This is a genomic window from Beijerinckia sp. L45, assembly GCF_009765775.1.
Taxonomy (GTDB): domain Bacteria; phylum Pseudomonadota; class Alphaproteobacteria; order Rhizobiales; family Beijerinckiaceae; genus RH-AL1.
This window is the reverse complement of sequence record NZ_LMUU01000001.1, coordinates 1-14,138: the sequence shown is the minus strand read 5'-3', so window position 1 is coordinate 14,138 and position 14,138 is coordinate 1. Positions and strand designations below refer to the sequence as shown.

Annotated in this window: 11 protein-coding genes and 1 pseudogene; 4 read left to right on the top strand and 8 right to left on the bottom strand. The window is 65.7% G+C overall.

Annotated elements, in window-relative coordinates:
- Nucleotide 1: 1 nt before the first annotated feature.
- A complete protein-coding gene (locus tag GSQ79_RS00055) occupies nt 2-3,859 on the bottom strand; it encodes an SEL1-like repeat protein (RefSeq protein WP_158806695.1) in 3,858 nt (1,285 codons plus the stop codon).
- Between the two features lie 252 nt (nt 3,860-4,111).
- Here GSQ79_RS00055 and GSQ79_RS00050 point away from each other — a divergent pair, with 252 nt between their 5' ends.
- Nucleotides 4,112-4,546 (top strand): MerR family transcriptional regulator, encoded by a 435-nt coding sequence (locus GSQ79_RS00050; RefSeq protein ID WP_158806694.1) that lies wholly within the window; start codon nt 4,112-4,114, stop codon nt 4,544-4,546.
- A 71-nt stretch (nt 4,547-4,617) separates the two neighbouring features.
- Here the strand turns inward: GSQ79_RS00050 and GSQ79_RS00045 are convergent, their stop codons facing one another.
- The gene (locus tag GSQ79_RS00045; RefSeq protein WP_158806693.1) at nt 4,618-6,420 is read right to left on the bottom strand and encodes an ATP-binding protein; all 1,803 of its coding nucleotides are present in this window, start codon (nt 6,418-6,420) and stop codon (nt 4,618-4,620) included.
- 326 nt (nt 6,421-6,746) lie between these two features.
- Between GSQ79_RS00045 and mscL the strand changes: the two genes are divergently transcribed.
- Complete coding sequence (mscL, locus tag GSQ79_RS00040; RefSeq protein ID WP_158806692.1) at nt 6,747-7,169, top strand: large conductance mechanosensitive channel protein MscL; 423 nt, start codon at nt 6,747-6,749, stop codon at nt 7,167-7,169.
- Nucleotides 7,170-7,369: 200 nt separating this feature from the next.
- On the top strand, nt 7,370-8,638 hold the full coding sequence (locus GSQ79_RS00035; RefSeq protein WP_158806691.1) for a pyridoxal phosphate-dependent aminotransferase: 1,269 nt from the start codon (nt 7,370-7,372) through the stop codon (nt 8,636-8,638).
- A gap of 368 nt (nt 8,639-9,006) precedes the next feature.
- Here the strand turns inward: GSQ79_RS00035 and hemA are convergent, their stop codons facing one another.
- From hemA to GSQ79_RS00015, 5 genes are all read right to left on the bottom strand, one after another.
- Complete coding sequence (gene hemA, locus GSQ79_RS00030; RefSeq protein WP_158806690.1) at nt 9,007-10,299, bottom strand: 5-aminolevulinate synthase; 1,293 nt, start codon at nt 10,297-10,299, stop codon at nt 9,007-9,009.
- 225 nt (nt 10,300-10,524) lie between these two features.
- Nucleotides 10,525-11,109: a hypothetical protein gene (locus tag GSQ79_RS28750; RefSeq protein WP_174243141.1), complete on the bottom strand. Its 585-nt coding sequence runs from the start codon at nt 11,107-11,109 to the stop codon at nt 10,525-10,527.
- A 276-nt stretch (nt 11,110-11,385) separates the two neighbouring features.
- Nucleotides 11,386-11,598 carry a hypothetical protein gene (locus GSQ79_RS00025; RefSeq protein ID WP_158806739.1) on the bottom strand — a complete coding sequence of 71 codons (213 nt, stop codon included), beginning with the start codon at nt 11,596-11,598 and terminating at the stop codon, nt 11,386-11,388.
- 228 nt (nt 11,599-11,826) lie between these two features.
- On the bottom strand, nt 11,827-12,534 hold the full coding sequence (locus GSQ79_RS00020; RefSeq protein WP_210252966.1) for a hypothetical protein: 708 nt from the start codon (nt 12,532-12,534) through the stop codon (nt 11,827-11,829).
- A 129-nt stretch (nt 12,535-12,663) separates the two neighbouring features.
- Nucleotides 12,664-13,440, bottom strand: a complete 777-nt coding sequence (locus GSQ79_RS00015; RefSeq protein ID WP_158806689.1) for a YoaK family protein — start codon at nt 13,438-13,440, stop codon at nt 12,664-12,666.
- 155 nt (nt 13,441-13,595) lie between these two features.
- On the opposite strand from GSQ79_RS00015, the gene GSQ79_RS00010 reads away from it, so the two are divergent.
- Nucleotides 13,596-13,841, top strand: a complete 246-nt coding sequence (locus tag GSQ79_RS00010; RefSeq protein ID WP_158806688.1) for a hypothetical protein — start codon at nt 13,596-13,598, stop codon at nt 13,839-13,841.
- Here GSQ79_RS00010 and GSQ79_RS00005 read toward each other — a convergent pair.
- Nucleotides 13,838-14,138, bottom strand: a pseudogene (locus GSQ79_RS00005) (MFS transporter); the annotation flags it as partial. The gene GSQ79_RS00010 and the pseudogene GSQ79_RS00005 sit on opposite strands and share 4 nt — an antisense overlap.

Genomic DNA, 14,138 nt, shown 5'->3' with positions numbered 1-14,138 from the left:
CTTAAAGAGATGAGAGTTTCGGTCTCGTGCTCTTTACGTAAGACGGCGACGAAGCGCCATCCCACCCAGCGGAGGGGGTTGTGATCTCTGTCGCCGCGACATCCGCGATCTTCGCCCGGAACGTCGAGGCCAGGGCTTTCGCCACGGCGAGATCCGCGGCATTCAGCTTGGCCGCCACCTCGTCGCGCTTCGTCGCCGCATCCGCATCGTTCTGCTGCGCCGCGATCGCGAGCCACTGGTAGGACTGGACGAGCGACTGCTGGGTTCCCAGGCCGCGCGCGAGCAGGATGCCGAGATTGTACTGGCTGTCGTGGATGCCGTATTCGGCCGCCTTGCGGAACCAGATCACCGCGCTCGTATAGTCGGGCTTGCCGTCGCCGTCGGCGACCAGCACGGCCAGATTGTGCATCGCACGCGGATTGCCGGCGTCGGCCGCCTTGATGTACCAGAACTTTGCCTTGGCCTTGTCGCGCGGCACGCCGAGGCCCTTTTCGTAAAGCGCGGCGAGCTTGTATTCCGCCGGGGCCAGGCCCTGCTGCGCCGCCTTCTCGTACCAGTCGGCGGCGAGCTTGAAGTCCTTGATCATCGCGCGCCCTTCGGCATAGCGCGAGGCCACTTCGTACTGCGCGGCCGAATTGCCGTCCTCCGCCATCTGGCGCAGCGCCCCGGTGGGCGCAACGGGCGCCGCGCTGGCGACGCTCTGGGCCGCGAAACTCGGGATCCGCGTCGCGATGGAGCCGGTGGTGATCGGATCGCTGCCGGGCAAAGCGCTATCGGCTGGCGGGGGTGCCTTGGGAAGCGCGCTGGGCGTCAGGTCGGCAAGGGTTGCGGTGCCGGCACCGAGCGTGGGATCAGCCCGGCGCGGCGTGGCCACCGCCATGCGAGCCGGCGGCGTCGGCGCCTTGACGGCGGCGAGCTGGCTGCTGCCGTCCTCCGGCTTCAAAGAGCCCATGACCGCGAGCGTGCCGAGAATGACGAATAGGGCCGCGATGCTCAGCAGCACCGGCTTCTTGTGGCTGGCGACGTAATCGCGGGTCCGCGCCATCAGGCCGGCGCGCACGTCGCGGGCGGCCATCGGGGCGTCGGGCCGCGTCATCGCGAGGACGGACGGATCGTTCTGCGCATTGCGGGCGGCGCGCCGCGCTGCGGCAATGAAGTCGGCGCGCCCTGCCGTCTCGTCGAGATCGGTCGGGGCGGCGCGCGAGGCGGCGAAGGCCGGCGCTCGCGTGCGGTCGACGTTCTTGAACCCGCTGATCGGCTCGTTGAGCGTATCGGAGGCCTCCAGCATGAGATCCGGCAGATCCGCCGCCGGCTGCCGGGTCTTCAGGCTCGGCGCATCCGCGCGGTCGTCGCGCTTGAAATCCGGGCTCGGCGATGGCGGCGCCGCGACGCGCTGCGTGCGTGCGCTGGCGGCGTCGCTTTCCATCAGAGACAGGCGATCGACCACCTTCTCGAGCGTCTCATGGACGGCGTTGAGTGTATCGTGGGTGCGCCGATCCGCATCTTCCTGGATGATCTTGAGCTTGGCGATTTCCCGTGCGGACGCAGGGTCGGCAGCGGTGCCCTTGGCGAGCGCCGCGTTCATCGCCTCCCGCGCCGCGCGGGCGGCCGAGGTCTCGACGCTGGCCCGCGTCTCTTCGAGGTGGGCGAACAGCTCGTGCATCGAGCGTTCGATGGCGGAGAGCGCGGAGAGTTCGCTGTCGGTGCGTTCGAAACGGCTCGACAAGCGAAGGATCTGTTCCTGCAGCGCCTCGATCGCGTGGCCGCTGGCGTCGGGCGCGCGAACCGCCTCGATCCGGCTCGAGAGATCGCGGACGAGGTGCTCCAGCGACTGAACATCGGCGGATGCCTGCGGCGCGGTCTCGTCGAGACGGGCGGCCAGTTGCGCCTGGACATCGTCGAAACGACGCTTCGACAGTTCGGCGATCTTGCGCGCGCCGGCGGCTTCGTCGATCGCCTGATCGACCTTGCCCGTCAGCGCTTCGAGCCGGCGTTCGATCTTGTCGAACAGAGCCGTGCCGGGCGGGTTCGCCAGCATGCTGCGGATGTCGTCGGCCGCGGCGCGGAAGGCGTGGTCGTCGCTGGTCGAAAAAGCCGGCTGACGGTCGATCTTGTCCGACAGCGTCGCGACCTGCTGCTCGATCCGCTCTACCGCGAGCGGATGCGCCGCTGCCGCCGACAGCAGATCGCGGATCTCTTCGGTCTGATTCTGAATGCGGCCGAGCGCCGAAACATCGACGCCGTTGAGGTCATCGAGCTTGCCGCCGATGGTGCGCACGTCGCGCTCGAGTCCCCCGATCGTGTCACGCGCATCGATGTCGGCCAGCGAGTGGCGAAGATCGCCGACGATGTCCTCGAGCGGCCGCATCGCCATGTCCGGGACCCGGCTCTGGCTTTCTCGCGACGCTTCCATGCGCGCCGTCAGCGAACGGATCGCATCTTCGAGCGCGGTAACCGAGCCGCGTGGCGCGAGCTGGCTCAGCGTTCTCGAGATGCCGCCGATTTCGGCCTTGAGACCGTCGAGATCGGCGCGAGACGCGACTTCCGCCAGCTTCGTCTCTTCGCGGCGCCGCTCGTCCTCCCGTCCGGCAATCTCGCGGCGCATCGCGTCGAGCGCCGTCGTCATTTCGGCGATCTGCCCCTGCACCGGATCGCGCGGGCTCATGTCGCGCATCGTCCGCGACAGACCGGCGATCTCGACGCGAAGATCGTCGATGTGAGAGGCGTCGTCGCGTGCCTTGGTCGGCGCGGCCCGTGACGCGATCTCGCGCTGCATGTCTTCGATCTTCGACGTCAGCGCAGCGATGTCCGCGTGCAGGCCGTCGACTGCGAGCGCCGGCAGGGCTGCCGACGGATCCGGGCGTCGTCGTCCCGCGGTGCCTCTGTCGAGCGCGCGCTGATGATTGGCGATGTCGGCGATGGCCTCGCCGAGCTTGCGGTTGGCGAAGGCCGGTGGTTCGATCTGCGGCTGTGCCGCGGCCCGGACCTGCGTGGATGCCAGCGCCGAGGTCTGCATGGTGTCGAAACGCGGCGTCGTCGTCACGGCTTCAAGAATCGAGTTCAGTTTGGCTTCGAGCCGCCGGATCGGCTCGTCGTTGCCGCGCTTCGGCACCTCGACCGCCGCATAAGCAGGCGGTGCGATGGCGCGCACGGACGTGTCCGGCGCGCGCCGGCTCATCGTGTCGAGGCGGGCTTCCAGCCGCGCGAGCGCACCCTTGATCGGGTTGTCATCGACGACGCGATCCTTCAATCGCGCCTCCATGTCCGACAGCTTGCGCGTCAGCGCGGTGAACATCTCGCGCTCGTCGTCGCGCTTGGTCTCGGTCGATTCGACGATCTTGGCGAACGACGCCAGAGCCTTGTCGGCCTTGCGTTCGGCACGCTGCGCACGGCGATCCATGGCGTCATAGGCTTCTTCCAGAAGCGCTTCGGTGTCGGCGGCGCCGACGCGCGAGCGGCGCTCGTCGCGAAAGCGCTCGGCCGGCCGTTCGCTGTCCGAACGGCGGAAACGCGGCGAACGCTCATCGCTGTCGCGATCGTCGTCGAACCGATCGGCATCGCTGGCGTAGGTGCGTTCGCGGCGGGCGGGTTGCTCGCGGCCGCTGTCGTTCTGCTGACCGCGCGCCCGCGTGCCGGAGTCGGCTCGCGCGACGAGGCGCTCGAGTTTCGTCGTCACCGCGTCGATCCGCGCCTGTCCGTCAAAATCATGTTCTTCGACGCCGAGTTCGGCGGCGTGATCGGCGATCACGTCGTGCAGCCACTCGCCGAGCGATTTTCCCTGGCGCCGCGCCGCTTCGCGGGCTGCTTCACGGGCATCGAACCCGACGCCGTTGATGTTCCAGGTGACCGCCTTATTCATCGATCTATCCGCCGGGCTAAAGATCCCGTGTTGGAGCAGACTTTTATCGGTGGACTGTCGTCGTGCGAATCGACCTAGATCGAAACGCGGACCAATCCGCTGTCCAGGACTTTCCGGCGACGCGGTAAAGATTGGGTTAAGGCTGATCGATTTTGGGACAGCGGAAGGCTAACCGAAAGTTCTATTTCGAGCGGCACCGGGAGGGTCTACCAATCGTTGACGATGAGAATCAGACCTCGATAAGGGGGCTCGATGCTGGACAATTCAACAGCCGTTGCATCGCACGTCGAACCCGCCGATCCTTGCTCGATCAGCGACATGGCGCGGATCTACGGCGTCAGCCTCCGAACGCTCCGGTTCTACGAAGATCGCGGCTTGCTGGCGCCGCAACGCCAAGGCACCGCGCGCTTTTACAACGCCAACAACCGCACGCGGCTGGAGCTGATTTTAAAGGGCAAGCGGCTCGGCTTTACGCTCGCGGAGATCCAGGACCTCATCGCGTCGCGCTTCAAGCATGGGCACGGGCAGGGCAACGGCAGTGACAAAGCGGATCTGACGAGCGGCCTCGACGGCCACCAGATCGAAGCGCAGATCGCGCATCTCGAACGCCAGCGCAGCGAACTCGATGACGCGCTGCAGGAGCTGCGGCAGGCGCTCGGCAAACTGCAGCAGAGCAAGAGCGCGTAACGCCTTTCGGCATGGGATGGCGGTGCCACCAAGCACCGCTGCGCTTCGACGCACTCGTTCGTGTCGCTGATCTAGTGCGTCGCCTGTTTCACAAGATGCCATTGCGACAGCAGCGAGCGTAACGCCGCCGGCTTCACCGGCTTGTTGAGCAGCCGGACATCCGCCTCCTGCGAACGGCTGCGGACGAGCGGACTGCGGTCGGCGGTCACCAGCACGGCCTGGCACCGCCCAAAGCGCGCGCGGAGAGCGGCAACCGCGGCGAGGCCGTCGGCGGCGCCGACGTGAAGGTCGGCGATGATCACGTCCGGAATGAGGCCCTGGGCGACGAGGATGGCCTCGACGCTTGCGCGATCGGTGCCGACGATGATCGTGCAGTCCCATCCCCGCAGCAGCGCGTCCATTCCCTTGAGAATCGCCGGTTCGTTGTCGATGGCGACGACCACCAGACCGTCCAGCGAGCGCGGCCTGCCCTGCATACCTTGGGATATGGCGGCAGGGAGCGGCAGCGTCGTCGCGCGCGGCACCACCACGGTGAAGACGGACCCGCGTCCAGGCTTCGAGCGAATCCGGATCTCGTGATCGAGCACGCGGCTCAGGCGCTCGACGATGGAGAGGCCGAGGCCGACGCCGGGGGCCGTCATGATCGCGGAGGGCAGTCGCTCGAACTCCCGAAACACGTCGGCCTGCTTGGATTTGGGGATGCCCAGGCCGGTGTCCCACACCTCGATCCGAACGCTTTTCGCACCACGGCGGACGCCGACGATGACGCGGCCCTCCACCGTGTATTTGATCGCGTTGGAGACGAGGTTCTGGAGAAGCCGGCGCAACAGGCGGCTGTCCGACTCCACCGGGATCGACGAACGGATGAAACGCAAGGCGAGCCCCTTCGCGGCGGCGCTGGGTTCGAATTCCCGCTGCAGCGTGCGAAAGATATCGTCGACGCGGAAGGCGGAAATATCGGTCTTCATGGCGCCGGCATCGAGATGCGAAATATCGAGAAGCGCGTTCAGCATGTCCTCGACGGCTTCCAGCGATTCTTCGACGTTCAGCGCCAGCGCAAGGCTGTCGTCGGCCGGGCTCTGCGCGCGCACGCGCTCCTTGAGCGATGTCGCGTAGAGGCGGGCGGCATTCAGCGGCTGCAGCAGATCGTGGCTGGCCGCCGCGAGAAAGCGGGTTTTGGAGATGTTGGCTTCTTCGGCCTCCGCCTTGGCCTTGGCGTAGGCGGCGTTGAGACTCTCGAGCTGCTCGGTGCGCTCGCGGACGCGGCGCTCCAGCGTCTCGTTCTCCGCCTCCAGCTGCTCTTCGGTCGCTGCCTGCTGGGTGACATCGAAATTGAGAACCAGCAGGCCGCCATCCGGCATGCGCACCGAACGCATGTCGAAGATCTTGCTGCCATTCATCGAGCGGGTCCGCGTGATCGAGCCCGCATCCAGAATGGCCGCGACGCGCGACGCCGCGAGATCGTCCACGCGCCCCGGCCCATAGAGACCGCGTTCCGCGCAGGCGCGGATCACTTCGTCCAGCCGCGCGCCCACGTGGAAAATGTTTTCGGGAAGTTCAAAGATATCCAGACCGGCCTGATTCCAGGTCACCAGACGCAGATCGCGATCGTAGAAGGACATGCCTTGCTGCGAGCGGGCGATCACCTGATCGAGGATCTCGCGGCTTTGCCGCATCGCAGCGCGCACCCCATCGAGCTGCGGCAGAAGCGCCACCTGCGATCCGCTGTCCGCTGTTGCGAGCACCGCGAGGATCAGCTGCGACACTTGCGGCCCGAGGACACTCGTCAAGGCGGCCTCGGCGCTGTCGAGCTCCTGGCGATCGGCCGGTCGCGCAAGCGGGGCCCCGTTTGCCTCCGGGAGGGCAAGGCGCATCTGGGCCGCCCCGCAGTAGTGCGCCACCACAGCCCGGAGGTCGGCAAGGGTCGCCCCAGGGGGCGATCGGTCGCGATCCGGCCACCGCCCAAACCGCAAGACGAGACCCGTCGTGCCGAGGCCGACCAAACAACCGAAAAGGAACCAGCCTGAAGCCATCGTCGCTGTCACCACCTTCGGCCCGAGACTGTCATGGATTGGCCCGCAGTGCTGGGTCGTTGGCTTCGGACAAAGGGACGATGCCGCTTGCCACGCGCCCCGGCCCGGCTAGGCTAAGGGACGTTGCCGTCGCGCGACGCGGGGACCGACCACAGGGGGCGATATCGATGCTGAAGGATTTTCGCGATTTTGCGATGAAGGGGAATGTCGTCGACCTTGCGATCGGCGTCATTATTGGCGCTGCATTCGGCAAGATCGTGGAATCGCTCGTCGCCGACATCATCATGCCGATCGTCGGCGCCATCACCGGCGGGCTTGATTTTTCCAACTACTTCCTCCCGCTTTCAAAAGCCGTGACTGCGTCCTCGCTCGTCGATGCGAAGAAACAGGGCGCCGTTCTCGCCTGGGGCAATTTCTTGACCATTGCGGTCAACTTCCTGATCGTCGCTTTCATTCTCTTTCTGGTGGTCCGCGGAATCACGCTGCTCAAGAAGCGCATCGCGGCCGAACCGAAGGCGGCGCCAGCCGAACCGTCCCGGCAGGAAGTTCTGCTGCAGGAGATCCGCGACCTCCTGGCGCAGCGGGTCTAGTCGCGAGACGGCCCGTCCGTCTCCGACGAACGGCCCGGATCGACGAAGGCGGTTGACCCTAAAACCGCCCTCGGCTACCCGGCTTGCTGCGTTATGGGCACCAGCAGCGACTGGGCGCAACGATCGCGTCGACAAGGATGCGACGGGGCCTCCAGCGCCTTAAGCCGACTCGATCAATGAAAATCAATGAAAGACGTGTGATGACGAGCGATGCGGCGACTTCCTTCGAGCTCGGTTCGACGAAGGCCACGCCTGAGTCTGCCGCCTTCCTCGCGGCCGTCAGCCCGGAGTCGCGGGGCGCGCCGGAAAGCGGCATTGCCGAGCTGTTCAACTACGGCCGCGGCCGTCAGGGCCTGATCCCCCTCTGGGTCGGCGAGGGTGACCTCGCCGCGCCGAGCTTCGTTGCCGAAGCCGCGGCGCGGTCGCTGTCCCGGGGCGAGACCTTCTATTCCTTCCAGGGCGGCGTTCCCGAGCTGCGGGAGGCGATCTGCCGCTACATGAGCCGGCATTACGGCGCGCCTTACGAGGCGACCAACGGGCCGTTCACCGCGGACCGTTTTTCTGTGACCACGGGCGGCATCCACGCCTTGCAGATCGCAGTGCGCCTGACCTGTGGTCAGGGTGACGAGGTGATCGTGCCGACGCCGGCCTGGCCGAATTTTCAGGGCGTCGTCGCGATCGCCGGCGCGGTGCCGGTCGAAGTGCCGATGCAGCTCGAAGGGGCCGGCACGGCCGACGCGGCTTGGACCCTCGACATCGCCCGCATCGAGGCGGCGATTACCCCGCGCACCCGCGCGCTCATCATCAATTCGCCGACCAACCCGACCGGCTGGAGCGCCAGCGTCGACGAGTTGCGCGCGCTGAGGGATCTTGCCCGCCATCGTGGCCTGTGGATCATCGCCGACGAGATCTACGGCCGCATCGTCTACGACGGCGCGCGCGCGCCCTCGTTTCACGACGTGATCGAAGCCGACGACCGGGTGATCTTCATCCATACCCTGTCAAAGAACTGGGCGATGACCGGCCTGCGTCTCGGCTGGATCGAGGCGCCACCGGCGCTTGGGCCGACCATCGCCAACCTCATCCAGTACTCGACATCGGGGGTCGCGGTGCCGCTCCAGCGCGGCGCGGCGGCGGCGCTCGAATATGGCGAGCCGTTCATCGCCCGGCAGCTCGAGCGTTTCCGCCGCAGCCGCGACATTCTCTGCCAGGGACTCGCCGCCACGGGAAAAGTGCACTTCGCGCGCCCGACGGCTGCCTTCTACGTGTTCGCCGCCTTCGCGGGACGGCCGGACACCCGGGCGCTGGCCTTCACCCTGGTGGAAGAAGCCAATGTCGGCGTGGCGCCGGGCTCGGCCTTCGGCCAGGGCGGCCAGACCTATGTGCGGCTGTGCTTCGCCCGCGACCCCAACCAGGTGGCGGACGCGACGCAGCGGCTGGTGCGTTGGGTCGAGACGGCGCTGACCTGACGCGCTGCGCGAACATCCCCTCGTAGAGGGAGGACCGTGCGAGGATGGCGGCAGGAAGGCCGCAGCCTGAATCGCGAAGCTCCCGTCAGCATTTTCGCGTCACTCTGCGTCACGCGTCACCAAGTCCGTTCACTGTAATGAGGCGAAGATAAGCGCCAAGGGTCAGTTGATCGACACCCGAGGGCTGCCGCGATCTCGGCAATCGCACATCGGCGCAGCTGATGCGGGACCGGTTGGCGCGGCGCGCCTGTGCGGCTCGCGACACTAGGCACGCGGTCGGGCGTCGCGGCCGCGTATCTGCGGCCTAGTCAACTAGCAAACGGCCGGCCCGCTTCAGCGCACTGGGTAGCGACGGACCGGGACTCCGGCTATTCCGCGGCCTTCTTGAACTCGGGGAAGCTGCAGACCGGCTCGGCCTGCGCCGCACGGCGGAACTTGACGATCTTCGGCTCTTCGAAGGGCAGTTTCAGCGCCTTCCAAACATCGACCAGCGCATCCACCAGTTCCGCGATATGCGCATCGCTGTGGAACGGGGTCGGGGTGATGCGCAGCCGCTCGGTGCCCTTGGCGACGGTCGGATAGTTGATCGGCTGGATGTAGACGTTGTGGCGCTCCATCAGCATGTCGGAGGCCGCCTTGCACAGCTCGGCGTCGCCGACGAAAACGGGCACGATATGCGACGGGTTGGCCATGACCGGCAGACCGGCGGCGCTCAGCGCATGCTTGGTGAGCAACGCTTGGCGCTGGTGCTGCGCCCGCAGCGCGTCGCCATCCTTGAGGATCTTGACGGCCGTGCTGGCGGCAGCGGCGATCGCCGGCGGCAGCGCTGTCGTGAAGATGAAGGACGGCGCGTAGGAGCGCACGGCATCGATAATCGTCTTGTCCGCCGCGATATAGCCGCCCAGCGTTCCGAAGCCCTTCGCCAGGGTGCCTTCGATGACGTCGACGCGGGCCATCAGGCCCTCACGGTCGGCGATGCCGCCGCCACGCGGCCCGTAGAGGCCGACGGCATGGACTTCGTCCATATAGGTCATCGCGTTGTAGCGCTCGGCCAAGTCGACGATCTCGGCAATCGGCGCGATGTCGCCATCCATCGAATAGAGGCTTTCGAAGACGATCAGCTTGTTGCGCTCCGGCCCCGCCGCCTTGAGCAGCTCTTCGAGGTGGGCGATGTCGTTATGACGGAAGATCATCCGCTGCGCCGTCGAGCGGCGGACGCCCTCGATCATCGAGTTGTGGTTGAGCGCGTCGGAGAGGATGAGACAGTCGGGGATCAGATCGGCGATCGTCGAGATCGACGCGAGGTTCGAGATCCAACCCGAGGTGAAGACCAGGGCGCCGTCCTTGCCGTGGAGGTCGGCGAGTTCGGCTTCGAGCTTGACGATCGGATGGCTGGTTCCGGCAATATTGCGGGTCCCGCCCGCGCCGACGCCGTACTGGCCGGCGGCTTCGGTCATCGCGGCGATCACCTTGGGGTGACGGCCCATGCCGAGATAGTCGTTGGAGCACCAGATCGTCACGTCTTCGGGCTCGGCTTCGCCGCGGTGCCAGCGCGCCGTCGGAAAGTTTTCCGCGCTACGCTCGAGGTCGGCGAACACGCGGTACCGGCGTTCGGCTTCCAGGCGGCCGATGGCATTGGCGAAGTGGTGACGATAGTTCATCAGAAACCCTACCCGCTAGCTCGTTCGATTGACCCATCACATTGTAAATGTAACGGACTGTCAATCTGACCTGACACTTTATTATTGCTCCAGGTCCAAGCTTTTAGCAATTCCAAATGCTTCTATCGAGTGACAGATGGTCCTAGCGAGTCGATTTTTTCGTTTTCTTCTAAAAAATAAACGACCGGGACGATGCCCGGCCGTTTTCATAACGATAACAGGTTGTTACTGGGTCACGCGACCATGTGAGCGGCCACCCGAGACCTTGCAGGAGCAGCTGCTGCCCACGTACGACTGGTTATAAAGTGTGCACGCCTTGACCGGGGTCGAGCAGGTATCGCCGATCGTCGCGGCGCTTCGGCCTGTCCGGACGGGCGCGTCATCCTCGTCGGGAGCCTGACTGTACTGTGCGCCCGGGGCGTACTGGACGCCCGGAGCATAGCCTGGCTGGTTGTAGCCGTAGCCAGGCTGACCGTAACCGTATCCAGGCTGGCCATAGCCATAACCCGGCTGGCCGTAGCCATTCCCGTAATCGTAGTTCCCGGCGTAATAGTCGGACCCGTAAAACCCGTCGTCGAATCCGGCGACGCCATAGCCAAAGCCGCCGAAGCCACCACCAAACCCGCGACCGCCGAAGCCACGTCCGCCGCCGAACCCGTGACCACCGCCAAAGCCGCCGTGCCCACCACCGAAACCACCGCCATGCCCGCCGCCACCGCCATGCCCACCTGCTGCAGAAGCCGGCGCGCTAGCGGTGAAGGCGAGAGCGGCCGCAACGGTAACGACCAATGCTATAGTGCGAAAGCGCATGAGATTTCTCCGATTGAGTGATCCGATCGGGCGCGGCGCGTTGTGCTGCAAGCCTCGGATGTTGTCGGAGCAACGTGCCCTGGGATGGAGGGGTTCCAAACAGCAATGTCGCAGCTGGCCCGCGCTTCGAGCAGGAGCCTCGTCCCCGTAGCCGCGAACGCCTCGAGCATTTTCCACAAAAGTTGCAGACTTTTGTGTTCGCGAAAATGCTCTAACTTCCTGAGAAGAGAGAGCGATTCTTATCGTTTTGGTAATTCCACCAAAGCGGAAAGCGCTCTAGTCGCGGATCGGCTCGTGGCGGATCGCGGTGCGCATGAAGAAATAGAGCAGGACGAAGCCGCTGAGCCCGAAGATCACTTCGAGGCTCCGGCTGACCACCGGCGACAGCTGCATGATTCCGCCGATCGCCCACCCGGCTGCCCAAGAGGCGCCGACAACTTCGGTGCCGACCAGGATCGCAACCGCGATCAAGGTCGACAGCTTCGCCATATTGATGTTGCCACGCGCTGCCACGGTCTCGTGAGCTCCTCGAAATCTCCAGCATGTCGTGTCAGCTGGGAGCGCTTCGGTCAACTGTCGAGGGTGGCAGCGCGGCAGGCAGCTCAGAGCATTTTCCACAAAAGTCGCAGACTTTTGTGATCGAGAAAATGCCCTTACTTTTTTGAGCAGAGAGCGATTTCTTGCTGCTTTGGTCATTCCACCAAAGCGGAAAGCGCTCTAGTTGCAGCCGCAGTGACCGGCATAGCCGGCATTGTAGTTCACGCTGTTGCCGCCGATGACCGGAAGGAAGGCCGGTGCGGCATAGCTGGTGCCATACCCGACACCCTGGTTGCCGTAGCCGTACGGGGTGCCATAAGTCGGGGCATAGCCATCACCAGCGGAACCGTAGCCATTGCCATAACCAGCGGCGCCATAACCCTGGCCCGCATCGTTGGGATAGGTGTCGTAGCCGCCCAGGCCGTATCCGATGCCGGCGCCGGCGAGACCGTAGCCGAAACGACGCCCGTAGCCGCGATGGAAGCGGTTATAGCCGTACTGCCGGCCGTTGAAGCCGTGCTGCGCGTAACCCGCGCCGTAGCCGTAGCGCGCGTTGGTGGTGAATCCGCGACCGCCGCCTCCGATGTGGTAGATTCCGGGACCCGGATGGTTGTTGCCATAGCCATAGCCATAGCCGTAGCTGCCGCCACGCATCATCATCGGCGCGCCGCCGTGATACCCGTTGCCCGCGTAGGGCCGCGCGCCCATCTGGCCGCCGTAGCCGCCCATCCGACCACCGTAAGCGTGACCGCCACCCATGTGAGCGCCCCCGTAGCCGCCATGGCCGCCGCCACCGTGGCCGCCCATCGCCGAGGCCGACAGGTTCGACACCAGGGCCAGTCCCAATCCGGCCACCAGAACCGTCGCCGCCTTTTGCATTTGCATCATCTTGATCTCCGAACGCGATACGCTGTTCCGGATCTGGTTCGGTGTGGAACACCGGCCGTTCAAATCGGAACACATCATTTGAACAAGACGATCCGCTGCAAAAGCGGGTCCGGCTCGCGCGGGCGGCGATCAGGCTTTGCGGAACACGCTTTCATCGTCGGAGGAGAAGATCAGCGCGACGGCGACGACGGCGAGAAGGGCCGCCGGCGCGAGTGTCGCGTGGTTGCCGAAGCGCGGCGTGGCAACGGCGCCGAGCGCGGCGCCGACGACGAAGCTCGTCAGGATCGCGCCAAGATCGCGCACCTGTTCGCGCGCGGCGGCCTCGCCCGGCCAGACGCCCACGGCCAGCGAATTCGAAAACGCCTGCAGGTTGCCGGTCATGATGACGGAGTTGTAAGTGCGCGTCCCGATGTTGCGGAAGCTGGTATTCTGCATCGCCGTGCTCACCGTCACGACCGCGACGAGGATGTGGTCGTCGACCGTGCCGGGCAGGAAGGCGACGCCCGCCAGCACCGCGATCTCGATCAGCAGCGTGGTGAAGTGCGGCGAAAACGGGAGATGGCTGCGGACGCCCTTGCGCAGCAGCAGATTGGCGCTGATCACGCCGAACACGAAGGCGATCAGCGGATAGAGGTTGCCCAGCGCCTCGGGGGTCAGCGCCGCCAGATTGATGCCGAGCAAAACCATGTTGCCGGTCATCGCGCTGGCGAAACTGTGCCCGTGGCCGACGAAGGTGAAGCCGTCGAGGTAGCCGGCGCTGAGCGACAACGCCATCGCCACGGCGAGGCTGTTGGCCGCGGTGAAGTGCGGGCGCCGCCCGGATGTGGGCTCCGCGGCCGTCGGGAGCGGCTCGCCCAGCAACGCGTCCTTCTGCGTCTCGATCGGCGATGAGGTGGACACGGTCATGCAGCAAGGCTCACTGGTGGCCCCTGAATGAAGGGGACGGGACTTTTCGGCGGCGGACGAAGCACGAACCTGGCTATAAAGCGAAGACAGAAACGCATGCCAGCGCAATCTCTTGCGGGACACGACGTTGGCAGTCAAACGAGCACGGTAGCGTCATGGATGGTCTCACCCTGTTCGGGTTTTTCGCGGTCACGGCCATGCTAATCTGTTACGCGCTGGAAGGCCGAAGCCCCTGGTTTACGCTGGCGTTTGCCGGCGCCTGCGCGCTGGGCTCGACCTACGGATTCCTTCAGGGCGCCTGGCCTTTCGGGCTTGTCGAGGGCATCTGGACCGTCGTCGCTCTGGCGAAATGGTGGCGGCTGTTTCGCGGCCGCGACGCCGCCCAGGCCGGCTCGCCCTAGCCGACCGTAGCGCGCCGACCGGCAGGCTCCCAGGCCCAGCGTTCCGAGACGCGGGCCGGCATGAAATACCAGACCGCGCAGACCAACTGCACCACGACGAGGAAGCTCCAGGCAACCTGATGCGCCTGCGCCGGATAATGACCGTTGACCGCCGGCCAGCGGTTTACGATGGCGCCGATGCCGTTCTGGATGGCGAAGATCAGCAGGAACAGCACCAGCGTGAGCGTGGTGTTGGAGCGGCCGATCATCGGGGGCGGCACCTGTTCGGCGAGGATCGCGTAGCTCAGAACGCCGGTG

What these genes read in the sequence shown, in the direction of transcription:
- GSQ79_RS00035 (WP_158806691.1), top strand. Translation starts at nt 7,370, where the DNA reads ATGACGAGCGATGCGGCGACTTCCTTCGAGCTCGGTTCGACGAAGGCC.
- GSQ79_RS00020 (WP_210252966.1), bottom strand. Translation starts at nt 12,534, where the DNA reads ATGATGCAAATGCAAAAGGCGGCGACGGTTCTGGTGGCCGGATTGGGA.
- GSQ79_RS00055 (WP_158806695.1), bottom strand. Translation starts at nt 3,859, where the DNA reads ATGAATAAGGCGGTCACCTGGAACATCAACGGCGTCGGGTTCGATGCC.
- GSQ79_RS00010 (WP_158806688.1), top strand. Translation starts at nt 13,596, where the DNA reads ATGGATGGTCTCACCCTGTTCGGGTTTTTCGCGGTCACGGCCATGCTA.
- GSQ79_RS00015 (WP_158806689.1), bottom strand. Translation starts at nt 13,440, where the DNA reads ATGACCGTGTCCACCTCATCGCCGATCGAGACGCAGAAGGACGCGTTG.
- GSQ79_RS00050 (WP_158806694.1), top strand. Translation starts at nt 4,112, where the DNA reads ATGCTGGACAATTCAACAGCCGTTGCATCGCACGTCGAACCCGCCGAT.
- GSQ79_RS28750 (WP_174243141.1), bottom strand. Translation starts at nt 11,109, where the DNA reads ATGCGCTTTCGCACTATAGCATTGGTCGTTACCGTTGCGGCCGCTCTC.
- GSQ79_RS00045 (WP_158806693.1), bottom strand. Translation starts at nt 6,420, where the DNA reads ATGCGCCTTGCCCTCCCGGAGGCAAACGGGGCCCCGCTTGCGCGACCG.
- GSQ79_RS00025 (WP_158806739.1), bottom strand. Translation starts at nt 11,598, where the DNA reads ATGGCGAAGCTGTCGACCTTGATCGCGGTTGCGATCCTGGTCGGCACC.
- mscL (WP_158806692.1), top strand. Translation starts at nt 6,747, where the DNA reads ATGCTGAAGGATTTTCGCGATTTTGCGATGAAGGGGAATGTCGTCGAC.
- hemA (WP_158806690.1), bottom strand. Translation starts at nt 10,299, where the DNA reads ATGAACTATCGTCACCACTTCGCCAATGCCATCGGCCGCCTGGAAGCC.